The sequence below is a fragment of the Mesorhizobium sp. M1334 genome (assembly GCF_040317995.1).
Lineage (GTDB): Bacteria > Pseudomonadota > Alphaproteobacteria > Rhizobiales > Rhizobiaceae > Mesorhizobium.
The window spans coordinates 35,917-58,861 of sequence record NZ_JAMYLM010000022.1; the positions used below are offsets into that span (position 1 = coordinate 35,917).

General features: G+C 59.6%; 20 protein-coding genes and 3 pseudogenes. 14 read left to right on the top strand and 9 right to left on the bottom strand.

Annotated features, from left to right (window positions below; translation table 11 throughout):
• The first annotated feature begins 18 nt into the window (after positions 1-18).
• From NKH17_RS26835 to NKH17_RS26845, 3 genes and pseudogenes are all read left to right on the top strand, one after another.
• The gene (locus NKH17_RS26835) at positions 19-1,803 is read left to right on the top strand and encodes an ABC transporter permease subunit (RefSeq protein ID WP_352972725.1); all 1,785 of its coding nucleotides are present in this window, start codon (positions 19-21) and stop codon (positions 1,801-1,803) included.
• 238 nt (positions 1,804-2,041) lie between these two features.
• Positions 2,042-3,214: a M24 family metallopeptidase gene (locus NKH17_RS26840; RefSeq protein ID WP_352972727.1), complete on the top strand. Its 1,173-nt coding sequence runs from the start codon at positions 2,042-2,044 to the stop codon at positions 3,212-3,214.
• A gap of 401 nt (positions 3,215-3,615) precedes the next feature.
• Positions 3,616-3,779: pseudogene (locus NKH17_RS26845) on the top strand (IS5/IS1182 family transposase); the annotation flags it as partial.
• 40 nt (positions 3,780-3,819) lie between these two features.
• Here NKH17_RS26845 and NKH17_RS26850 read toward each other — a convergent pair.
• The 7 genes from NKH17_RS26850 to tnpA form a co-directional block, all read right to left on the bottom strand.
• Entirely contained in the window at positions 3,820-4,053 is a 234-nt protein-coding gene (locus tag NKH17_RS26850) for a hypothetical protein (RefSeq protein WP_023731894.1), read from the bottom strand.
• A 2-nt stretch (positions 4,054-4,055) separates the two neighbouring features.
• Positions 4,056-5,714, bottom strand: a complete 1,659-nt coding sequence (gene tnpC / locus NKH17_RS26855) for an IS66 family transposase (RefSeq protein WP_352972729.1) — start codon at positions 5,712-5,714, stop codon at positions 4,056-4,058.
• A 66-nt stretch (positions 5,715-5,780) separates the two neighbouring features.
• Complete coding sequence (gene tnpB / locus NKH17_RS26860; RefSeq protein ID WP_352972732.1) at positions 5,781-5,999, bottom strand: IS66 family insertion sequence element accessory protein TnpB; 219 nt, start codon at positions 5,997-5,999, stop codon at positions 5,781-5,783.
• Positions 6,000-6,006: 7 nt separating this feature from the next.
• The gene (locus NKH17_RS26865) at positions 6,007-8,094 is read right to left on the bottom strand and encodes a recombinase family protein (RefSeq protein WP_352972734.1); all 2,088 of its coding nucleotides are present in this window, start codon (positions 8,092-8,094) and stop codon (positions 6,007-6,009) included.
• A complete protein-coding gene (locus NKH17_RS26870; RefSeq protein ID WP_031203903.1) occupies positions 8,072-8,254 on the bottom strand; it encodes a hypothetical protein in 183 nt (60 codons plus the stop codon). The genes NKH17_RS26865 and NKH17_RS26870 overlap by 23 nt, the downstream gene beginning before the upstream one ends.
• A gap of 179 nt (positions 8,255-8,433) precedes the next feature.
• A complete protein-coding gene (tnpB, locus tag NKH17_RS26875) occupies positions 8,434-8,727 on the bottom strand; it encodes an IS66 family insertion sequence element accessory protein TnpB (protein ID WP_352972737.1) in 294 nt (97 codons plus the stop codon).
• Positions 8,724-9,077 (bottom strand): IS66-like element accessory protein TnpA, encoded by a 354-nt coding sequence (gene tnpA, locus NKH17_RS26880; RefSeq protein WP_352972739.1) that lies wholly within the window; start codon positions 9,075-9,077, stop codon positions 8,724-8,726. Before tnpA ends, tnpB (NKH17_RS26875) begins: the two co-directional genes overlap by 4 nt.
• 509 nt (positions 9,078-9,586) lie before the next feature.
• Between tnpA and NKH17_RS26890 the strand changes: the two genes are divergently transcribed.
• The 10 genes and pseudogenes from NKH17_RS26890 to NKH17_RS33495 all read left to right on the top strand — a co-directional run bounded on the left by NKH17_RS26890 (position 9,587) and on the right by NKH17_RS33495 (position 20,687).
• Positions 9,587-10,582 (top strand): succinylglutamate desuccinylase/aspartoacylase family protein, encoded by a 996-nt coding sequence (locus NKH17_RS26890; protein ID WP_352972741.1) that lies wholly within the window; start codon positions 9,587-9,589, stop codon positions 10,580-10,582.
• Positions 10,583-10,664: 82 nt separating this feature from the next.
• Positions 10,665-11,918, top strand: coding sequence for a methylaspartate ammonia-lyase (locus NKH17_RS26895; RefSeq protein WP_352972785.1), 1,254 nt, complete (start codon positions 10,665-10,667; stop codon positions 11,916-11,918).
• A 16-nt stretch (positions 11,919-11,934) separates the two neighbouring features.
• The gene (locus tag NKH17_RS26900) at positions 11,935-13,086 is read left to right on the top strand and encodes a CaiB/BaiF CoA transferase family protein (protein ID WP_352972787.1); all 1,152 of its coding nucleotides are present in this window, start codon (positions 11,935-11,937) and stop codon (positions 13,084-13,086) included.
• Between the two features lie 137 nt (positions 13,087-13,223).
• Positions 13,224-14,126 carry an HpcH/HpaI aldolase/citrate lyase family protein gene (locus NKH17_RS26905; protein ID WP_352972743.1) on the top strand — a complete coding sequence of 301 codons (903 nt, stop codon included), beginning with the start codon at positions 13,224-13,226 and terminating at the stop codon, positions 14,124-14,126.
• A gap of 120 nt (positions 14,127-14,246) precedes the next feature.
• Positions 14,247-15,173 carry a LysR family transcriptional regulator gene (locus NKH17_RS26910; protein ID WP_352972789.1) on the top strand — a complete coding sequence of 309 codons (927 nt, stop codon included), beginning with the start codon at positions 14,247-14,249 and terminating at the stop codon, positions 15,171-15,173.
• 201 nt (positions 15,174-15,374) lie between these two features.
• Positions 15,375-16,817 (top strand): NAD-dependent succinate-semialdehyde dehydrogenase, encoded by a 1,443-nt coding sequence (locus NKH17_RS26915; RefSeq protein WP_352972745.1) that lies wholly within the window; start codon positions 15,375-15,377, stop codon positions 16,815-16,817.
• Positions 16,814-18,358 (top strand): fumarate hydratase, encoded by a 1,545-nt coding sequence (locus tag NKH17_RS26920; RefSeq protein WP_352972747.1) that lies wholly within the window; start codon positions 16,814-16,816, stop codon positions 18,356-18,358. Before NKH17_RS26915 ends, NKH17_RS26920 begins: the two co-directional genes overlap by 4 nt.
• A 464-nt stretch (positions 18,359-18,822) precedes the next feature.
• A complete protein-coding gene (locus tag NKH17_RS26925) occupies positions 18,823-19,320 on the top strand; it encodes an Lrp/AsnC family transcriptional regulator (protein WP_352854660.1) in 498 nt (165 codons plus the stop codon).
• Positions 19,321-19,897: 577 nt separating this feature from the next.
• Positions 19,898-20,158, top strand: a pseudogene (locus tag NKH17_RS26930) (IS481 family transposase); the annotation flags it as partial.
• 283 nt (positions 20,159-20,441) lie between these two features.
• Positions 20,442-20,687 (top strand): hypothetical protein, encoded by a 246-nt coding sequence (locus tag NKH17_RS33495; RefSeq protein ID WP_502910629.1) that lies wholly within the window; start codon positions 20,442-20,444, stop codon positions 20,685-20,687.
• A 73-nt stretch (positions 20,688-20,760) separates the two neighbouring features.
• Here the strand turns inward: NKH17_RS33495 and NKH17_RS26935 are convergent, their stop codons facing one another.
• Positions 20,761-21,030: a hypothetical protein gene (locus NKH17_RS26935; protein WP_352972796.1), complete on the bottom strand. Its 270-nt coding sequence runs from the start codon at positions 21,028-21,030 to the stop codon at positions 20,761-20,763.
• Between NKH17_RS26935 and NKH17_RS26940 the strand changes: the two are divergent.
• A pseudogene (locus NKH17_RS26940) lies at positions 20,923-21,160 on the top strand (ATP-binding protein); the annotation flags it as partial. The gene NKH17_RS26935 and the pseudogene NKH17_RS26940 overlap by 108 nt on opposite strands.
• Before the next feature lie 57 nt (positions 21,161-21,217).
• On the opposite strand, the gene NKH17_RS26945 reads toward NKH17_RS26940, so the two are convergent.
• A complete protein-coding gene (locus tag NKH17_RS26945) occupies positions 21,218-22,228 on the bottom strand; it encodes a D-alanine--D-alanine ligase family protein (protein WP_352972749.1) in 1,011 nt (336 codons plus the stop codon).
• Positions 22,229-22,945 lie beyond the last annotated feature (717 nt).

Sequence of the window (22,945 nt, forward strand, 5' to 3'; positions counted from 1 at the left end):
ACCAAGAGGGTAGGGCTGATGAAAAGTTTTCACAAGCTGGGGCAAATGCCCTTTGGCCTCATAGTACCGGCCATCGCTATTTTGCTCATCGTCTTTGGTATTCCAATAGTTCTGCTCTTCCTGACCAGCGTCAATGCGCCGAACTTCTCAATTTCAAATTATCTTGAGTTCTTTGGCCAAAGGGCGAACGTCCGCGTGCTCTTCCAGACCGTCGAAGTAAGCCTTGTGGCAACGTCCATCTGCTTGATCGTCGCGTATCCTACGGCCTATCTTATCGTAACGGCTTCTAAAAGCGTGCGCATGACACTGATTGCGCTTGTCATCGTCCCCTATCTCACCAGTGGATTGGCTCGTACATATGCCTGGATCGTTATTCTTGGGGATCGCGGCGTGATCAACAATCTATTGCTCGACATCGGCATGATCCAAAGTGCGCTGCCTCTCATCTACAACCGCATGGCAGTGTATATTGGCATGGTGCACATCATGTTGCCATTGATGATCCTTCCCCTCGTTAGCGCCATGATGGGAATTGACAGGTCGCTCATGGCGGCAGCCAGGAGTATGGGGGCGCGGCCATTCACCGCCTTCCGACGGGTATTCTTCCCTTTGAGCATGCCAGGCGTGCGCAGTGGCTCACTGCTGGTCTTCGTGTTCTGTCTGGGTTTTTACATAACGCCAGCCGCGCTCGGCGGTTTGCGCGACGCGATGTTGTCAACCTTCATAGAAGCTCAGGTCCAAAGCTCCTTCGATATCGCACGGATCGCGACGGCGTCCTTTATTCTCCTGGCGATCGCTGTAGTCGTGCTTTCCATGCTTGGGCTCGACCTGTCGGGTACCCAAGGGCGCGCGGCGAACCAAGTCCGGAAGCCCTGGCTGATCCGTCTGCCGATAGTTGGCATGTTGAAACGCAATCTAAGCGAGCTGCCAACTCCGTACCGCGCGAAGCGCTGGTCGGCCCACCTTTACCGGGCAGGTGGTGGTAGCCGGTGGACGAACATCGTCGGAACAGTGTTCGTCATGATCGTGATGGCGTACCTTCTTTTCCCTGGGGTCATAGTCGTTATCATGTCGTTCAGTGCAGGGGCGTTCCTGCAGTTCCCGCCTTCGGGCCTTTCACTACAATGGTATCACTCCTTCTTCGGAGATTCATCCTGGAATGGGGCGGCATGGACCAGCGTCCAGATCGGCATTGCAGTCGCCGTTCTGTCGACCATCGTCGGAACCCTGGCCGCGTTCGGCCTGAGCCGTGTCGGTCCAAGGCTCCGCAGCTCCATGACAATGATCATCCTGACCCCCATAACCTTTCCGGTGATCGTCGTCGGCATCGCTACGTATCTTGGGCTAATAAAACTTGGACTGGCGGGCTCTAAGACTGGTATCGTCCTCGCCCACAGCATTGGAGCCATCGGCATTGTCGTCGTGATTGTGTCCGCGACGCTGGCGAGTTTTGACCGAACGCTGGAGAGGGCGGCCAAGAGCATGCGTGCGGGGCCCGTGCAAACCTTTTTGAAGGTGACGCTGCCTTTGATCCGACCCGGCGTAATCGGAGGCGCCATGTTCGCGTTTCTCCACTCCTTCGATGAGGTCGTCATCACGTCTCTGGTCGGTGGGCTTTCGATCCGAACCCTGCCGCTCAAGATGTTGGAGAATATTCGCCACCAGATTGACCCCACGATCGCTGCAGTGGCATCTCTGTTGATGCTCTTGCCAGTGCTTTGGCTTGTCGTTCTCTATGTCACATGGTGGCGATCCCGACCGACAGATCAGCACGCGCTCCCGGAGCCTGCGACTTCTCCGTGACCGCTATGCAGTGGTTTGCCATCGCATCTACGGAAACCAACTTCAGCCACCGTCGTGGTGACCGCTGGATCGTGGAAGATTTCGCAGACTTATGCGTGGCCTCCACATCATCGGGTAAGAACCCGTTGACTGTTTAGTAATTTTGTCAGTGAGATGCAGTTGGCGCGTGCCATCTGGAAACCGGATGGCATCCCCCACGCCAACTCGCAGTGTTACCGCAGCGATGATAAGGTGAGATATGGCCACGATTTCTTCGCAAAATCCTCTGACAAGTACCCCTTTTCCGAAATCGGAATACGACGGACGTCAGCAGAGGGTTCTAGAGGCGGTCGCGCTGGCCGGCTTAGATGCCCTTGTGGTGACTTCGCGTAACCATCTTCAGTATCTGACCGGGTATGATGGGAATGGTGTATACTACGCGCCGTTCCCATTAATTCTTATGCCGGGACACGCGCCGACCTACGTTGTGCGCGAGTATGACGTAGAGACCGTGCGTGCAGAAAGCTGCATCGACGAGATCGTCTCCTACAGCTACAGGCGCGACTTTGCGAAGGTGTGCGCTGATGTCTTTCGGCGACACGGATTACAAAACAAACGAGTTGGTTTTCAGCTGGGCTGCTGGGACCTTGCCCCAGCCGATGTAAGTGCACTTCAGGCGGAGCTTCCTAATCTGAAGATGTCCGACGCTACTCAGGCGGTCACCTCCGTGGTGGCCGTCAAGAGCGACTTGGAGCTCGAAGTTATGCGCGACGCTATGCGCATCACCGATCTGGCAGTGCGAACCTTCCAAAGCTCGTTGCAGGAAGGAGTTACGGAGCTGGAAATGGAGAAGATACTAGTAGCCGCTATCCAGTCAGGGGCAGGCAAGGCTGGCAGTGGAATCACTTTGCCTCACACTACCATTCTATTCGGGGAGCGGACCAAATTGCCGCACGGTGTGCCCACGCCGAATTCGATCAACAAGGATGAGCCGGCGTTCTTGGAGGTCGCCGGATCGAAACATGGGTACTCAGCCTGGCTGGTCCGGTGCGCCGTTCTTGGTAGACATCCGGAAACTGAATCACTGCACGCCTTGGCCGAGGAGGTCATCGATGCAGTCGTCGCCGCCGCGATACCGGGCGCCACCACGGGAACTGTGGACGCTGCCGGGCGCAAAGTCCTCAACCGATCCGGGCGTCAACGAGTCTTTCGCCAACGTACTGGATACCAAACTGGTCTCTCAAATGCACGCGGTGATCTGAGCTTAGAGCCCGGTGCGGAGGACACTCTTAAGAGCGGGATGACGTTTCACATACCAAATATATTATGCAGCGAAAGCGGCTACTTGTTTGGGACGGGGGCGCACATCTTGGTGACGGAGCGTGGCGCAGAACTACTTAGCGACACTCCTAACAAGCTGTACCGTGCATGAAAACTTAGGACGTCTGGACAGGGACTGACCTCAATCGGGCGGCCAGGATCAAACTTGGGAGGACACCACAGCGCTCAGCCTGATCGAGCTTGAAGAGAGTGCAGTCGGGCACGTGGAGAAGGGCACCTTCGATCGTCCCGACAAACGGTGGCAGATTGCGGCTGCACCGCTGCACCAATAGAGATTGCGGAGGAGCATGCACCTGGGGTGAACTAGAGCGTAGTGACTATTTAACGGGTCGGGATTCCCTCGAAGGGTAAGCATCCGGTAGGGGCTCCGCCGGATGGATACCTCGAAGGCGCAAATCTCGCCTTTGTGACGATTAGTGGGAACGGATCAAGGGCTTGTGCCCGGCTGTACGAAGGGCAAGCGCGGTCCACGCACGAATAACCGCCGATTTCAAAATCCACGCCGCAGGCGATGCACTCGGGCTTCCCGTTCGCCTGATCGCAAGCCCAGGACAGCGCAATGACATCGCCTTCGCCCATCAGCTTCCTTACGACCTGAACTCTACAAGGAGCGCAACATCATCGAGCGCTTCTTTAGCAAGCTTAAACAGTTCCGCATCCGGCAGCCAGGAGAACCTGAGCACCGGAGTGCTGGGGTCAAGCTTTCTTTGGGGAGACGCGATGATATTCTTCGAGGAGGAGTTTGACCTCCTCGATGCCTTCATCGGTGAAGGCCAAGATCCCGTCGTCATCGTTGGCGCCGTAGACCCAGATGACGCCGTCCTCGGGCTCGAGACCGAGGGTCAGGTCCTGGATGAGCGCTTCGCTGACGCCGAGGTCCCTGGCGACACGATCGACGGTGTAGACGTGATGCACCTTATTGCGCTGCATGATCAGGCCGCCGCTGGTTGGGTCCGCAATTTTGCGGATCTCCAATTCCACGGCAGCAAATCATCGATCCGATGGGCCGGATAGGCGGGCAGTCGGGCGAGGACGTCGGCGAGCCAGGCCTGCGGGTCGACATCGTTCATCTTGGCGCTGACGATCAGGCTGTAGAGAACGGCCGCGCGCTGTCCGCCGCGATCGGAACCGCAGAAGAGCCAGGACTCGCGCAGGGCTCGCTCGGCTGCATTGTTGGATAGGCAGATCCGCCCATCGTCGAGGAACCGGGTGAAGGATGACCAGCGGCGCAGCATGTAGTTGAAGGCCTTGGTCAGGTCGTGCCCGCGCGAGAGCTTGTCGCGCGTCTTGATCATCCAGCGCTCGAGCTCGGTGACCAGCGGCGCGCTCCGCTCCTGGCGCACGGCGTGGCGTTGGGCCGGCGACAGGCCGTTGATCGCGCGCTCGATATCGAACAGGGCATCGATGCGCTTCACGGCTTCGACCGCCAGCGGATAGACCAGGTTGGGCTTCTCGCCGTGCGCCTTCTTGCGCGCCGCCGCTTCGACATCGGCCAGCTCAAACACTTTGCGCCGGCTGTGGGCCCAGCAGCTGGCCTCCAGAACAGGCGCCGGCTGACGACCCGTCGCATAGAGATCGCCATAACCACCAAAGGCATCGGCCTGCAGAATGCCGCTCCAGCCGGCGAGATGCGTCGCGGGATGTTCGCCTCGGCGATCGCGGGAATAGTAGAACACTGCCGCCGGCGGATCGGCGCCGCCGAACGGTCGGTCATCGCGCACATAGGTCCATAATCGGCCGGTATCGGTCTTGCCCTTGGCCAGGACCGGCACCGTCGTGTCGTCGCCGTGCAGACGCGAAGCGGCCAGCACATGGGCTTCGAGCTGCTTGAACAGCGGCATCAGCGCCGCGGCGCCGGCGCCGACCTGGTCGGCGAGCGTCGACAGGCTGAGCGGCACGCCTTCGCGGGCATAGCGTTCGGCCTGGCGGTTAAGCGGCTGATGCTGGCCGAACTTCTCGAACAGGATCATCGCCAGCAGGCCGGGACCGGCCCAGCCGCGCGGGGTGGCGTGGAAGGGCGCCGGAGCCTGGCTGATCGTCTCGCAGTCGCGGCAGGTGAACTTCTCCCGCACGTGCTGGATCACCTTCCATTGCCGCGGCACCACCTCCAGCGTCTCGGTGATATCCTCACCCAGCTTGCGCAGCCGATGACCGCCGCAGCAATGGCAAGCGGCCGGCGCCGGCTCGACCACGCGTTCGCGCGGCAGATGCTCGGGAAATGGCTGGCGCGCCGGTCGCTTGCGCATGTAAGGCGCCACCTCGGTGGTCCGGGCCGCGGCCTGTTCGGCGGCGATCTCGTCTTCCGTCGCGGTGCTCTCGAGTTCCTCGAAGGTGAGTTCCATCTGGTCGTGCAGGCGGGCTGAGCGTTCAGAACTCTGACCATGCAGCGCCCGCTGCAGCTTCCGGATCGTCAGATGCTGATGCGCGATCAGCGCCGCATCATCCGATGCCTTGGCCCTGGCGACCGCCAGTTCGGCCTCGACCAGCACAGCGCGCGCGGCCTCGTCTTCGGCTCTGGCCAGCGCCGCGGTCAGCGCTGCTCTCAGCGCGCCAATATCGTCCGGAACAGCATCCTGGGCGGTGGCAACCATGCCCTGGAGTGAATCATAAAACGCGTCCGCTGACTCGCGGAAAATGGCGCAAACTCAAAGAAAAACTCAGCCCGCGCGCTGCGGGCGGAACGTGTGAAGCGGGTTGCGCCAATCGATCCCGTCGAGCATGTAGGCGAGCTGCGCCGGTGATATGGAAACCGTGCCGTCCGCCGGCGACGGCCATAGAAACCGGCCCTTCTCGAGCCGTTTTGCATATAGCGACATGCCGAGCCCATCATGCCAGATAATCTTGATCAGGTTGCCGCAGTTCGTTTCATAATGCATCCCCTTGTCAGAGTCCGGGCAGTCGGACGACTTTATCGTATTGATATTGCTCGTAGAACTTCGGTCGACGAGCGACGATACCTTGCACCCCTATGCGCACCGCTTCTGAAGCGAGTGCTTCAACGGGGACCAGCCAGGGCGAACCGGGCAAAATCTGTTTCGCCGGCAGGATGCCCTTGAGAGCCAAGCTTTTCGCGGACCCGACGCAGATGCCAAGCCGTTCGGCGGCTTTCATCAGACTGATCATTTCGCCATCAGCCTTGGCTGGATCGTATCCGGGTACGCCGAGCCGCTCGCGCATTTCGCGCACGCGCACCGTCGTCCAGGTCTCGCCATCGCCGGTCTTGCAGCGCATCCGGTTGAGCGATACGGCAAGCTCGCGGTCCGGCCAGTGTCCGGCGAGTTTGCGCAGTGCTTCGACGGCGCTCGGCGCCATATCTGGACAACGGCCGGTCTTGACGCGGGCAACACGCACCTCGGTGTGACGCCCGCCGGTCCAATGGATCAGCAGCACGGCTTCGTTGGTCGCCTCATCGAGATCACATACGATCTCCTGAACCAGGATATGGATAAGGCGCTGCTTGGTCCGAGTGTCGGTTGAGGGTGCGTTCCATACCGCCGGTAGATCATGGGCAAGCTGAAGCAAACGGGCGCGATCGACCTTCGGGCGTGTCGCCGACAGAGCCGACAGCTCCGCGATCCGGCGCTCCAGTGTGGCCACGCGGTCCAACGCATCGTTCCAGCGAGCCTCGAGTTCGCGTGCGACATGGCGCTTGGCGGGGTCGACCAGTTCGTAACGACGCCCGGCCAGCGAGGCATCGTATCGGGCTGCTTCCAGCTCCCGCTCGACGGCGGCAACGATGTCCTTTCGCGAACGCTCGGCCTGCTCCGAAGCAAAGATCGCGGCTTCCACGGCACGATCGGAGACGGCTTCTAGGATCTGCAGGGCGACGGCGCGATCAATCCGCAGACCGCCAATGCCGATGCACAGGCCAGCGCCGACATGGGCATCATCGCCGCGGCACTGGTAGCGATGGGCGTTGCCGTTCGCCATGCCATAGAAGACGCGCATCATTCGTCCGCATCGCCCACAACGCATCAATCCCGTGAGCAGGGCGCGGCCTCCACGTGCAGATTTGCGCGCGCAGTTCTTCTTCATATGCGCGTTCTCGAGCAGGAGCTTCTGATTCTCCTCGTATTCCTGCCAGCTGATGTAACCAGGATGATTGTCACGCAACAACACATGCCATTCGTCGCGAGACTTCCTGAAGCCGCTGGCCTTACGGGCGCGCCCCTCGACAATCCGTGTCCGCTGCGCCGTTCTGCCGAATGCGTAGGCGCCGCCATAAAGCGGATTGTGAAGAATCTGCGTGACACTGTGGTAGGCGGGAGGCTTCCAGACGAGTTTGCAAACCTCGACATTGCGCCGGACCACGGGCATTTTAATGTCTGCCGATCGCAGCCATAAGAAGACCTGCCGCGCGCTGCCCAACTCGCGGAACTTCGCGAAGACCAGCCGGATGGTGTCGGCCACGTGCTCGTCAGGATCGATCTCGACCTTATCGGCCTCGCTCCAGCAGAAGCCTGGCGGAAGCATGAAGCGGAACTCCCCACGCTTGGCCTTGGAGTCACGGGCGGCGATGCCGCGCTGTCGCATCAGGCTCAGTTCGTATTCCGACATCGTTCCCTTCAGCCCAAGCAGCAGGCGGTCGTTGACGAGCCGCGGATCGTATGCGCCATCCGGATCGACGACCAGCGTGCCGGCCAGCGCGCACAAGTCAATCAGATGATGCCAGTCCCGTCCGTTACGCGCCAGTCGTGACGCCTCGATGCAATAGACCGCACCGACATCGCCGGAGCAGACCATGGCGACAAGCCGCTCAAAGCCGGGTCGCTGCATCAGGCCGGACCCCGAGCGGCCAAGATCGTCGTCGATCACCGTCACCGATGCAAAGCCGACCGCTTCTGCGGCTCCCGCCAGGTCATACTGCCGGCGCTGAGTTTCCAGATTGCCCGTCACTTGCGACATGGTCGATTGACGAACGTAAACTACCGCCGAGCGGGCGAGGTGATCAGGCGTGATCTTCGGGTTCATCACCGCCTCCCTGATCCGCTTCGGCCGCCAGCGCTTCCAGCAGAAGGTCGGCCAATGTCTCGACCAGTCCCTTTGTGTTTTTGCCCACTGGCGGATGAGGAATTTGACGCTCCAGCTGCAGGATGAGCTGCGCGCGATTGTGATATCGGCTTCTTCGCACCGTCCCTCTCCTTCTTCCTTGAAGGGCGGGATTGTGCGCCTTGCTTGCGATTCGCGCCGAGCGCCGTCAGGACGATCGTCAACTCATTGAGACCCTCGATGCCGATTTCGGGTCGCCCGAGCGTCATGCCCGCGCAGTAGCCGGCGTCGAACATCCAATTCGGGAGTTCGCGGCAAAGGTCAGGGCGCTCCTCCGTGTAGATGCACGTCAACGCCTTCCCACGACGAAATGGCGAAACCTGCAACGTGCTCCCAAACAACGGATGCCAGCGATAGGCAACCGTCGCAAAGCGGAAACCGTATGCAGAATGTCGATAATTGCCCGTTGCGGCCGCGGAAGACATAAAGATCGCCGGCATGCGGATCCCGGCCCAACGTCTCCTGAACCTGCAGGGCGAGGCCTTGCATTCCGCGACGCATATCGGTCCGGCCGACCGCCAACCAGATCCGCACCTGGCTCGGGACCGGGATCATGAAACACCCAGCGCCTTCACCATCGCCGCCGCCAGTGTCGGCGGCGTGGTCAGCGGAATCCGCAGCCGCACCTTGCCGGCGAGCTCCAGCTCGATCACCGCTGGTGGCGCCGCCGGCACCGAAGTGGCGAAAGGCTTATCGGGAACCACGACAACTTCGGCAAAGCCCGTCTCGCGGGTGCTCATCGTGCGGCGCCACTTATAGATCAGGCTGGTCGCGACATCGTACTGACGCGCTACCGCCGCCACTGTGGCCCCGGGCGCGAATGCCGCGGCCAGTATCCGGCACTGATCCTCTTCACGCCAACGACGACGACGCTCAGGCCCGGTCAATAACGTCACATGGCTCATGCTGTGCTGCTAACTTCGCTCGTAAGGGCGACCTTAAGAGCGCAGCCTCGCTACCGTGCCGTCCTCTCGCAAGGCGGCCTTCGCCGGAGGGTATCAGTTCCGCCGTGTCGCAACCTGATACGACAAACTGCTCGTCAATTTCATGTGCTTCGTCAAGCTCGCAGCTATTGCCATCTGGCTCAAACAGTTAAATCGTCACTACGTGCTAGGATATTCGTAGTGCGCAGACAGCATCGGTCCGCGGGCCATGCAGCCTGTCGCCTCACGACGTATATCGTGGACAGCGCCGCTTCTCGCCGCTGGTTCGTTCGTACTTTTCTGAACGTGAAGAGCGAAGCCCCTCACGAAGCAATCGACAGCTATCTGAAAACGCGATGGCACAGTCCGGAACATTATATTGGCGAATTGAACACCGCGTGGGGCATAGTTCCAGAGCGGGGAGCGCAACCGCGGAACAGCTATCGTAAACCCGGCGCAAGGTCGCCTGAGTACTCGCAATAGGTTGAACAATGACCGAAGCACCACATCTTACGTTTGATCTTGATACGCCAGGCGTGAGCAGGGGGCATCTTGTTGTCCCGGGAGGTGCCGACTGCGAAGAGCTTTCGCTCCCGGTCTTCAGTCTCAATAAAGGACGGGGACCGCGCCTTCTTGTCACCGGCGGAAATCATGGCAATGAACTGGAGGGGCCACTTGTCGCGCGGCGGCTTATCGAGTGGCTGCCAGAAACGCAAGCCTGTGGAAGGGTCATCGTCCTGCCGGTGCTCAATCCATTGGCTGTGGAGGCATGGAGCCGCAATACTCCGCTCGACGGGTTGAATCTCAACCGGGTGTTTCCGGGCTGCGTCGACGGGTCAGTGACCGAACGAATCGCGGATGCGGTTTCGCGCGTATTGTTGCCAATGGCCGACACCGTATTTGATCTGCACAGCTTCGGACCAACGTGGGATTTTCCACCGGCCGCCACGACGCACCCCATTGCCGATCCCGATCTCATGGCCAGGACGGTGAGAATGGCGGAAGCGTTCAAATTGCCCTTGACATTGGTCTGGCAACACAACGACACGGCTGGAATGTTCGATATCCTGGCCCAAAATCAGGGCAAGGTATTTGTTTGCGCTGAATTCGGCGGCGGCACGGTCGGTGCGGACAACCTCGCGATCTACGAGTCTGGAGTACGCAGCGCGCTCATCGCGCTCGGGCTGGTCGAGGGTAAAGCCGAGTATCCAACGTTTCGCCAACAGAAGTCCGGACAAACACTCGAAACGCATCCGTCCGACGAGTTGAAATCGCCTGCAACGGGCATCTTTGAACCCCGCTGCTCTGTCTTGGATGAAGTGAACCAGGGAGATCTCATAGGCATCCTGCATCCGATGTATTCGCTGTCCACTAAGTCCATTGATATCCGCGCGCCTGGAACATCCATCGTCTTCGCCATACGATCGGGGGCGCATGTCGAGATCAACGAAGGGGTAGCGCTCGTTGCGCGACCGCTGAGGATCTAAGAATTAGGTGCAGACCAGGCAGCGCCTCGCCTGCCAGTAGCGGAACGAATTTAATCCCCTCGGAATGAATCGAGTGACTGAATTGCAGATCAAAGACGTCCTCCTTGCGCCTGGCAACGGCGCATTCTTCTATGACGATCAAGCTGCCATTAGGTCCGGCGCGACCCAGGACGGCTTCATCTATGTCGGCGAACCGATAACGCCGGGGTTCACGTCGCTTCGCGTTCCGGCATCTTCGCTTAGTGTCGGGCTTGTTCTCGGCGACGACACCGTTGTTTGGGGCGACATGATGGGCGTTCAGTACTCTGGTACTGGTGGACGCGATCCTTTGTTTGAAATAGCTCAAATCTCGGATTTGACGTCGCGGGTCGTGACGCCACGGCTTCTTGATGTCGATGCGTCTCTTTACCTTGATGCCTGCGCGAAGGTGTTCGAGCCATTCGGACAAAAGCGGCTACCCCTCGCGCTTGAGTACGGCGTAAGCCAGGCGCTGCTTCGAGCCGCGGCCTACCTCCAGCGCGTCACCATGGCAGAGGTTGTGTGCGCTGAGTTTGATTTACCGCTGCCAACGCGCAGCGTCCCGATTTATTGCCAGAGCGGCGATGCCCGCGAAATCAACGTGGACAAAATGATCCTGAAAGCTGTGGATGTGCTTCCCCACGGCCTGATCAACTCGCGGCAGAAATTCGGCGTCGGCGGACGGACCTTCATGGAGTTCGTGAAGTGGGTTGCAATGCGTACGCGCGAACTCGGCCGCCCGGGCTATCATCCGGTGCTGCATTTCGATGTGTATGGCTGGATAGGCCAGGAAATCGGCCTGGAGCCGCGAAGCATCGCCGACTTTATTTGCAGGGTCGCAGATTCCGTTCCGGATTTCACGCTCAACATCGAGTGCCCGGCGGATTTTGGTTCGACGCAAGCTCAAATTGAGAACTACGCTCGAACTGTATCGATCTTGGATGACCGGGGTTCCAGCGCTCGCATTGTCGTGGACGAGAGGTGCAATACGCTTGAGGATATTCGGCTCTTTGCCGAAGCGAAGGCCGCGCATCTCGTCCAAATCAAGACCCCGGATGTCGGCTCAATTGCCGACACAGCGCGTGCCGTTCTCCTCTGCAAGGCGAACAAGGTGGGAGCGTATGTCGGAGGAAGCTGTACCGAGACGGATCTCTCCGCCCAGGCTTCGGTCCATGTATCGGTGGCAACCCAGGCCGACATGATGCTTGCAAAGCCCGGAATGGGTGTCGACGAGGCATTCTCAATTGTTGGGAATGAACAAAACCGGTTGCTGGCGATGCTGAACCGTCGTCGGGCTCAAAACGAAAACATTGGATGAAAAGCGGTGGATCGCCATGCAGAACTGTCTTGAGGGGATCACCGTCGTTGCCGTGGAGCAGGCCGTGGCCGCGCCTTATGCATCGTCTCGCCTCGCGGACGCCGGCGCCCGGGTCATCAAGGTCGAAAGGCCCGAAGGGGACTTTGCTCGAAACTACGACAAGTTGGTGCGGGGACAGAGCGCTTACTTCGTCTGGCTCAACCGGGGCAAGGAGTCGGTCTGTCTGGACCTGAGATCGGAGGCGGACCGCACCGTCCTGGGCACGCTGATTGCCGCTGCTGACGTCTTCATCCAGAATCTGAAGCCGGGGAGCATCAAAAAACTGGGGTTCGGGTCTGCCGATCTCCGTCGACGCTTTCCGCGGCTGATCACCTGCGACATCTCTGGTTTCGGGGAGAAAGGGCCGTATTCCCACTTGAAGGCTTATGATCTCATCGTCCAGTCCGAAACAGGTTTGTGCGCGATCACCGGCACCCAACAAGGGCCTGCGCGTGTAGGGGTGTCGGTTTGCGACATCTCGGCAGGCATGACAGCGCATAGCGCCATCCTCCAGGCACTATTCCACCGCGAGCGGACAGGTCAGGGCGCCAGCATTCAGGTCTCGCTGTTCGACGCCGTCGCCGACTGGATGAATGTGCCGGTTCTGCAACACGACTACAGCAGCTACCACACGGTTCGCGCGGGTGTGAAACACCCGTCGCTGGCGCCGTATGGCGCCTATCGTTGCGCCGATGGCAAAGACGTCATCTTTTCGGTTCAGAATGACCGCGAATGGGTTAACTTCTGCGAGAAATTCCTTAGGCAGCCGGAGCTCACACGCGCACCTGGTTTTGCCGACAACATGGAGCGCCTCGGTCACCGCGCGCAACTTGATGAGATCATCGAAGTGCGTTTCTCCGAACTAGCCAGCGAAGAGGTGATGCAGGAGCTTGAGGCGGCCGGTTTGGCATATGGCCGACTGAACGAAGTGGCGGATATTTCAAAGCATCCCCACGTTCGCAGGGTTGAGGTTGGCACACCTGAAGGAACTGTAGAGACGATAGCGCCGGCGGCGATCTTCAACTCTGAGCGCCCCTGTCTGCGCCCAGTTCCGGCTCTTGGCGCCCATACTGAGACTGTCCGCGAGGAGGTTCTGGCACGTTTGCGCGAAAGGGCCGCGTCAGCGTGAACCCGCGTTTCGGTAAGGTGAGTGCGCTCGCGATTTACAAAGAGCCTGTGTACCTCGGATCATCTCATCTCATCGTATCCGCCATCCAGCAAGCTCACCGCCACCGCCCTCGTGAAATCGACCGCTGAGGCAACTCCATGATCAAGGACACCGTTCCGGCCGTTGAAAGCCCGATGTCTGTACCCCGCTGGAGATCCCTGCTCTTCGTTCCCGCTCACGTTCCGCGCTTTGTGGAGACGGCCCATGAGCGCGGGGCAGATGGCGTCATACTCGACCTCGAGGACTCCGTTCCCCAAGATCAGAAGGCAGAGTCACGGCGGCAGCTTTCTGCATCCGTGGCAAAGGTGGGCCGCATGGGCGCATCCGTTTTAGTTCGAGTCAATCGTGGTTTGCGTGCCTTAGCGGCCGATCTCGATGCAGCGGTGATGGCTGGTGTTGACGCACTGGTTCTTCCGAAGACGGATTCGGCAGAGTGGATTTTAGAGATGGCTAATGCGGTGTCCGAACTCGAACGAGAAAGAAATCTTTCGCTGGGACGCATCCGGTTCCTTGCCCTGATCGAGACGCCGGGCGCTTTGCAAAGGCTCGCGGCCATTGCGTCGGCGCATCCAAGGATGGTCGCGATGGCACTTGGTCCTGAAGATTTCAGTGCTGCTGTTGGCGGCGCCCCGGAATTTGACCTTCTCTTGACGCCGAACCTTTCTGTTCTTTTTGCTGCCCGTGCGGCCGGCTTGCTCCCGCTGGGCTTTATTGGAAGCATCGGCGAGTTCTCGGACACTCATAAAGTTCGTGAAGCTGCGGTGCATGCGCGGCGGCTTGGCTTTTCCGGAGCTTTGGCGATCCATCCGGCACAGGTGGCCATATTCAATGAGGCTTTCTCGCCAAACGCACAGGAACTCGCGTGGGCTCGTCGCGTCGTCGCGGCGGAAAACAATGCCGCCACGCGTGGACTTTCTGCATTCTCGTTGAATGGCAAGATGGTCGACCCGCCAGTAGTTCGGCGCGCCCACGAGATCCTGGCTCTCGCCAGCAATTACTGAGCTGCATTTAATCAGCGGCTGGATTTCGAGACATGGCCCGACGGTTTGTCTTGCCTGCCATCTCGTTTCGAGATAGATAAGAAGGCACTGGGGATCATGCCCCGGTTGGATTTGGTCATCGTGGACATCAGGCAGTTAAGATACTTTGTCGGCGTCGTCGAAGCCGGCAGTTTCACGAAGGCAGCTGCGACCCTCAACGTTGCTCAAAGCGCTCTAAGCCTGCATGTGCGTCAAATGGAGGTAGGATTTGGCACCCAGCTGCTGGTGCGCGATAGGACCGGTGTCAGCGTCACGGCGTCGGGAGACAAGCTGCTTCAGCGCGCGCGGATCATCCTGAAGGAAATTCAGCTCACTGAGGCGGAACTGACAAACTCGGTGGCTGCTCCTTCCGGAGAGGTGACCATTGGCATTCCGTCCGGAGCCGCTCGCGTCCTTAGCGGTCCCCTGCTTGAATCGATGAGAAGCGAATTGCCGAGGATCTCACTTAAGATGATCGAGGGCATGACTGGACCGCTGGAGGAGTGGATGGCTGCTGGCCGCTTCAATCTGGCAGTCCTGTACCGCACTGCGGAGAGCGTGGGGCAAATGACAGTGCTGGCCCGCGAAGAGTTTTGCCTAGTGGTGCCTCCGGGTGAACCGCCTTTCGAAGATTCGATACCGCTCGCCGACCTGCATGCCTTTCCGCTGGCGGTTCCGATGCGGAATAACAATGTCAGGCGTTCGGTGGCTGATGTCGTTGCGCAACACGGTTGTGTGCTCGACGTAAGATTCGAAGTCGACTCCCTTTCTACGATCATCAATATGGTCATGGAAGGAAAGGCGTATTCTATTCTTACCCCGTCAGCCATTCAGAAAGAGGCGTCTCAAGGCCAAGTCCGGACGGTTAAAATCATTGATCCAGTGATCACCCGTTCCGTTGTGCTTGCCGTCAACCCGAAAGATGAGCGCTCTCCAGCCGTTTCTGCGGTCCGCAAGCTGATCCCCAAGGTCGTCGGGACATTGATCGAGAGCAGGCACTGGTCGGCCACGGCTCCGGACCGGGCTTAGGCACATCCTTCAAACCAAGTTCCAGGTGCTATTGCTCCTCCGCGACTGCCTGAGCCGTATCAATCTGTATTCGAGATGGTTTCGGGCGATATTCCATATTTGACCGGGCGTGACCATCGCGATGAAACTGCAGACAAGCGAGCCTAGACTGGATATCGGCTGGTCTCGCACTGGCAGGAATTCAGTCAAGCGGAGCATACGATGCCCAACGCCACGAGCTATCAGCTTTTTATCAATGGCAGGTGGCGAGCCGGAAGTGACGGGACTACTCTGCCGGTAATGAACCCGGCGACAGAGAAGGTATTTGGTTCGGTGGCCGCGGCTTCAGCGCCGGACCTGGATGAGGCCCTTGCTTCGGCAGAGCGGAGCCGCAAGGCTTGGTCCGCACGGCCTGCAAAAGATCGTGGCGAGATCCTCGTAGCAGCCGCCAGGATCTTGGCAGCGAAGCTTGGAGCGGCAGCCAGGGACCTGTCGGCCGAACAGGGAAAGACAATTGCCGAAGCGACAGGTGAATATGCGCGCGCTGTCGAAACACTGGAGTGGAACGGCACCCACGCCGAAGAGCTGTCGGCCCCTATTCCGATGGGCCCGAACCGGGAAATCGTCCCGGAGCCCCTTGGCGTCGTTGCTGCCTTTACGCCTTGGAACTATCCCGTCGTTCTCATCGCCCGCAAACTCGCCCCCGCTTTGGCGGCAGGCTGCCCGGTGATCCTCAAAGGGGCTGAGGAGACACCAAGCGCGGCTGTCCATTTCGTCGAAGCCTTGCGACAAGCGGGTATTCCAGACGGCGTGGTCAATCTCGTCTTTGGCGTGCCGGTGCAAATATCCCGGCATCTACTCAGTTCGCCGATCGTGAAGATCTTGACTTTCACGGGCTCCACCGAGGTTGGAAAACAGCTCGCCAGGCTTGCCGCGAATAACTTGCAGCGGTGCATTCTTGAACTCGGTGGGCACTCCCCGGTCGTTGTATGCGAGGATGCCGACCTGGCAAACGCCGTACCGGCAATTTCGGAATACAAGTTCGAGTGCGCGGGCCAGAGCTGCAACGCCCCCAGCAGGATCCTCGTCGCGCGGACCCTCTACGAGGAATTCCTATCCCGATTGACGGAAGCCGCTCGCAAGATCAAGATCGGCCCGCCGGACGACCCTGCGACGGAAATGGGACCAATGGCAAACGCGCGGCGAATCGAGGCCATGCAGCGTTTGATCAAGGATGCGGTCGATCGCGGCGCCCGCATCGAAACCGGGGGCACCCGCCTCGACCAGCCGGGTTTTTACTGGCCGCCAACCATCCTGACAGGGGTGCCAAAGGATGCGAAAGTGCTTCATGACGAGCCGTTCGGGCCGATCCTCACCGTAGCGCCATTCGACACGATCGAGGAGGCGATCGAAGAAGCCAACGCCACTGAGTATGGCTTGGCCGCCTACTTCTTCACCGGCACCGCCGAAGCGAAACGGGCGCTGATCGGCGGTCTTTCGGCAGGCGCTCTCAGTGTAAATTACCTGAAAGGGGTTTCTGCAGATGCACCGTATGGAGGCGTCAAACAGAGCGGCTATGGATACGAGGGCGGCGAGCAAGGTTTTCGGAGCTTCCAGAACCTGAAACTGGTCAACGGATTCGCGTCATCGGATGAGATTTCGTGAATAAAAAAACACGGACGATTGCCGGCAAGGATATCACAAGGAGCGTCGCCGACGCCCTTCAGTACATCTCGTACTACCATCCGCCCGACTATATCCGGTGCCTTTCGCAGTCATACGCGCGCGAACAGAGCCCGGCGGCGAAGAACGCCATCGGGCAGATTCTGCTGAACTCTCGCATGGCGGCCTTCGGGCGGCGCCCGATCTGCCAGGACACCGGCCTCGTGGTGGTCTTCGCAAAGGTCGGCATGGATGCCCGCATCAAATCAACGGCCAGTCTCGCTGACCTGGTGAATGAGGGCGTCCGTCGGGCATATCTCGACCCGGACAACCCCCTTCGGGTATCGATCGTTGCCGATCCGCTCGCCGGACGGATCAATACCCGCGACAACACGCCGGCGGTCATCCACGTCGACCTCGTGCGCGGCAACCAGATTGAGATCACCATCGCCGCAAAAGGCGGCGGCTCGGAAAACAAGGCGCGTTTCACCACCCTGAACCCCAGCGCCTCCGTTGCCGACTGGGTGGTCGACACCGTTTCGACGCTTGGCAGCGGATGGTGCCCGCCCGGCCTGATCTCAGTCGGCATCGGTGGCAGCGCTGAAAAGGCGATGCTGCTGGCCAAGGAGGCCATGAACGAGCCCATCGATATGTCGGAACTGATCGCCAGGGGGCCCTCAAGTGCGGAGGAGGCACTGCGGGTTGAGCTTTATGAACGCATTAACGCGCTGGGCATCGGCGCCCAGGGCCTCGGTGGTCTTACGACAGTCGTTGACGTCAAGGTCGCGACCTATCCTACCCATGCGGCGTCCAAGCCCGTCGCGCTCATCCCGCAATGCGCCGCCAACCGGCACCTGAAGTTTACCTTGGACGGCTCTGGACCCATCAGGCTTGAGCCGCCCGACCTTTCCGAATGGCCCCAGATCGGTCATGACGATTTGCACACAACGGGCGTCCGGCGGGTCAATCTCGATGCGCTCACAAAGGAGGAGACGGCATCGTGGCGCTGCGGGGAAACCCTTCTTTTGTCCGGAAAGATGCTGACCGGCCGTGACGCCGCCCACGAACGCATGGTCGAGCTGATCGATGCCGGCAAGTCTCTTCCGGTCGATCTGCGGGGACGCGTGATCTACTACGTCGGACCAGTCCGCGCTGTGAGGGATGAGGTCGTCGGGCCGGCCGGCCCGACAACCTCCAGCCGCATGGACGGTTTTACGGAAAAGATGCTCGCCGAGACCGGGCTATATGCGATGGTCGGCAAAGCGGAGAGGGGTCCAGTGGCCATCGAGTCGATTGTTAGACACAAAACGCCCTATCTCATCGCAGTGGGCGGCGCGGCGTACCTGATTTCAAAATCGATCAAGGCGGCGCGGATCGCTGCCTTTGAAGACCTGGGCATGGAAGCGATCTATGAATTCGAGGTGGAGGACATGCCCGTCATCATGGCTGTCGATGTTGAGGGAAATTCTATTCACAATTCCGGGCCGCTTGAGTGGCGTAAGCGCATGGCTGCCGACAGCATCGCACGCAACATCGGCGTTTGAGTCTTCCCGGCTGCGCGATGCGGCCAGACTCTCGCGCCGGATGTAAGCCGTGACGGCACTCAAGCGGCATTTGTGGTGCCCAGTTCCTCGGCGTGCCAGACAAGAAAAGCGTTCAATTCATCTCGAAGCCAATCTGACTAGTCCACGCGATCGATGTTCGAATCCTGTCGGGGTGCCAAGCTACGAAGTCAAAAAATGCGCTATCTATTACAACGAGGTCTCCGCCGAAAGGCGACTATACCTCTCCAGTTGCGTCATCGCCCTGTTAGGCGGCGGGCGATAGCCAACTGCTTCTACAGCAGGCTTTCCATGATTCGAACTCCCTCACCTGAGTTTCGACAACCCCACTCTGGCGCATTGCGGGGCGAGAATGGATGCCGTCCACTACATTCGGTGGCTTCAATTAATGATAGAATTGGTTGGCACTAATTACGCTGTCGACCACGGCTTGAGAGCAAAAGGTCATGAAGTCGAAACCCGACCCTGTGCGATTAGACGCCTGGGATGTCCGGATTCTCTCAGAGATCCAGTCAGATGGTCGGATTTCGAAAAGCGAGCTCGCAAAGCGTGTCCACCTTTCGGCGTCGGCCTGTTCGGAGCGGCTCCGCGTACTCCAAGCCGCAGGGATCATTGAGGGGTTCTACGCGCGACTCAGTCCAGCCCTCATGGGGGGCATCATCTCTATAATGGTTGAGGTGGTTCTGGATCGCCATCGTCTCGAGGACCAACGGCACTTCGAGACTGCGATCCAACAGATTCCGGAAATCCTGGACTGCTGGGCCATCGGGGGGCGGATCGACTATTTGATGCGCGTTTCATCTCCTTCCATGGCTGCGTATCAGGATTTCATGGAGGAATTGCTGCAGGCAGGCTTGGGTATCGAGCAATACTACAGCCTTGTCGTGACGAAACCAGTGAAATCCAACTCACCGATTCCTCTGTCCACCCTGAGGCAACGGTAAACTCCCGAAGCCTTGGTTCCACGGCGATTGGCGCCGATTCCGTGAATTCGTCGGCTAAAAGTGTGCATTCCCGCGAAACCCGAGACATGCCACTATGCTGGTTTCCAACGGGCGGCTGACCGGGTGTTCCCAGCCGAGGAATCGCGAGGAGAGGGACGATGCGTTTGAGCAATCTGGGAACCGAGCAACTGCGGGAGAAGGATCGAAGCTTCGTCTTTCATCCCTCCACGCACTTGGCCAAGCACAGCCGCGGCGAGACGGATCCTGAACCGCCCACCAATTCTTTCAGAGGTTTAGGGCACCTCGTGTTTTAAGGTTTGTGCCATGTCACATCCATGTCACAAGGATCGCATGCATACAAAGCAAGCACTCCAATAGTGAAATCAATGGATATGGCAACAAAACCAAAAATGGGGGTAGACCCCAAGTGGCCATGAAGCCCAGGAGACGATCGCCGCCAGGTCAGGCTGGCAAAAGCTACCCATGCCTTCTTAGCCGATGCGGCAGATCTTCTCGAAGTTGACGTCAACGAGCGCAGTTTGAGCCACCATTTGGCAGGTCAGCGGCCAAGACAAGCCCGAGGCGAACCGAAGCCGCGGTGGCGGATGCGATCGTGGCGCTGCGTCGACAGCGCCTGACCGGCAAGCACACCGCAATGCAAACCGGCGTGTCGGAGGCGACGGTGAGCCGGGTACTGGCACGCGCCGGCCTGTTGCGGCTGAAAGGCTTGGCACCGGTCGAGCCGGTGCGCCGCTATCAGCGCGAGCATCCCGGCGAGCTCATCCATCTCGATATCAAGAAGCTCGGCCGGATCGGCTCTGTGGGACACGTAATAAGCGATGGCAGCTTCGAGGAAGGCGATAGCGCTCTCCTTGCGCGGATGCGCAACCAGACCTTCTTCTCGCTGGCCGACGCCAATGCCGCCATTCGCCGGGCACTCGATCGCATCAATGATCACGTCATGCGCCGGCTGGGCGTCAGTCGCCGGCAACTGTTGAGAGTGTCGAGCGCCCGGCTTTGGCCAGTCTTCCACTGGAGGATTACGAGTTTGCCGAATGGCGTTTGGCCCGCGTCTCGACGGACTACCATGTTGAGTTGAGTTCAAGACCTTCTTCTATTCCGTGCCGCACAGCCTCATTCGCCAGCAGGTCGATCTGAGAGCAACGGCGCGCACCATCGAGATCTTCCACCGCAGCAAGCGCGTCGCGGTGCGGTCCTCGCCATGGAACCGATCCGGATCACATGCCCAGCTCCCACCGGCGCTATGCCGAGTGCACGCCAGATCGCTTCCGTCGCTGGGCCGCATCCGTCTGCCCCGAGACGGAAGGCTTGATTGTCGCAATCCTCGCCAGCCGCCCACATCCTGAACAAAGCTTTCGAACATGCCTGGGTGTCCTTCGCCTGTTTCGCGATATCACACGCGATAGCGCCGAAGCCGTGTCAGCCCGCGCTGTCGAGATCGGTGGGCTGAACTGCAAGAGCATCGCCTCGCTTATTGCACTTATTGCCAATCACAAGGCCGCAAGGCCTTCCACCGAACCGACCGCCATCGTCGATCACGCCAATCTGCGTGGCCATGATTACTTCCCTTGAGACACACCATTGCTCATCCTTCCGACCATCGACATGCTGCGCGAACTCGGCCTTCATGGCATGGCCACCGCCTGCCAGGAACTCGACCCACAATCCGAAGCACGCAGCCTCGAGCATGGCGAATGGCTCCATGCTGCTCGAGCGCGAAGCTACCATGCGCCGACAGAAGCGTTTCGAAGCCCGCGCCAGGGCTGCAAAACTTCGCCATGACGCACAGATCGAGAATGCCGACTTTCCTGCCGCACGGCGCCGATCGGCGGCCGCTGCTGAAAAGCAGGCGGCGGCGGCTCGATGCGTGTTCGACCTAGTGGACGCCGTCATTTCCGAAATATCGCGCGTGAGCGATACGAAGGATGCGATTGATAAGGCTCGAGTAGCTGTGTCCAGCAGCGATCGCGGCAAGGACCCATGAGGAATGCATACTGAGCCCCGGCATTGAGTTGATCTCCAGGACAAAGGGATGGCCGGAGCGGTCGATCCGGACATCGAGCCGGGCGTAGTCCCGGCACTGGCAAGCACGAAAGGTCGCAACCGAAATTTCCCCTAGCAAGGTCGCAAGGCTACTCTCGATTTTGGCCGGGCAAATCGTCGGCAGCTTTTCAGCCGGCCGGTACTTCCCCGCCCACGTCAAAAGACCACTTTCGCGTTCGCCGAAGTCAACTTCCGCCAAAGGCAACACCTCGGGTTCTCCGTTTCCCAGCAGCGCAACATGGATTTCGCGCCCATCGATGTATTCTTCTACGAGCGCATCCTGTCCATATTGCGTGACAATCATTTCCACTGCCTGCCTCAGCTGAGCGGGCTCATGTACAAGCTGCAAACCGAAGCTGTTATCTTCGCGACGCGGCTTCACTACTACCGGGAATCGCAGGTCGCCGGTGCTCTCGGTGCCGAGGCGCATGACGCAAAACTTCGGCGTCGGCACGCCGCAACTGCGCATGAGCCTCTTGCTGATCACCTTATCGTCCGTTAGCCCATGCCCGAGTGGGCCCGACCCGGTGTATGGAACGCCCGCCATCTCGAGCATTGCCGGGACGTGAGTGAAGCGGTATTCGCCCTGAATACCCTCTGCCAAATTGAAAACGATCCCTGAGGGGCGGGCTTGCAGATCGGGTGGCATGAACCGCTCGAGCGTATTGAGCAGTCCTTTGTCGCCTTCGCACAACAGTGTCTCGTGACCGCCCTCTTTCACTGCCGCCACCACTCTTTCGTAGTATCCATTAGAGGGCCAAGGGTGTGGAGACCCTGGATAAGGCTGTCCGAAGTGGTTGATAACGCCTGCAAATTCGCTATTCCGCACGATGGCTACCCGCATTGAGGTACTCCTTTGATATTACCGTCTGTTATTGGCTCGAGCGGAACACTCCGTCTGCGTCCGCGCCCGCTACACGGAGTCCGCAGCAATCGGCGTGCCACCAGTGATGTGGCATGGTTGACGGTGTTTGTCGCGTGCTATCCGGCACTTCTTGAGCCTAGCGTCCGCCGTTCGCGCCGACCAGACAGCCTGGAGGTCTGTGCCCAGCGCCGTGATGCCCGTTGCCAACACAGGTAAACTCGGTGCCGCGGCATCATGCGCGGCGGTCTTGTTCTCGCTCACCGACACGGATGAGTGCCTGGTTCCAACGCGCATCCACTTCCGCCGCACCAGCCGGTTCCTGGGATCGGCCGCATCATGTCGCCGGAAAGCCCGGTCGGCGACGTACCGGGCAGCCTCAAGATCCCGACTGAGGGAGTCTCGGACCTGGTCACGAGGATTGGCAGCTTGCGCCTCGGCTGCGCCAGCGGCAGCAGTCGCTCCCGGCTCCACGACACAGGGGAGCGCTTCCTCAATCGCATCATCGACGCGCATGCGCGATCGGCAACAAGCCACCGATGTCGCTTATCAAAGGCTCATCGGCGGCCGTTCCGCCCTGAGCCATCACCCCCGGAAATGCCGACCCTGGGCGATCCAAAGATGGGGAGCACGTCAGGGAGTACCTCAACGAAAAAAAGGGCTAACTTATAAACGGGAGAGTGAACGGAAGAGCACGTC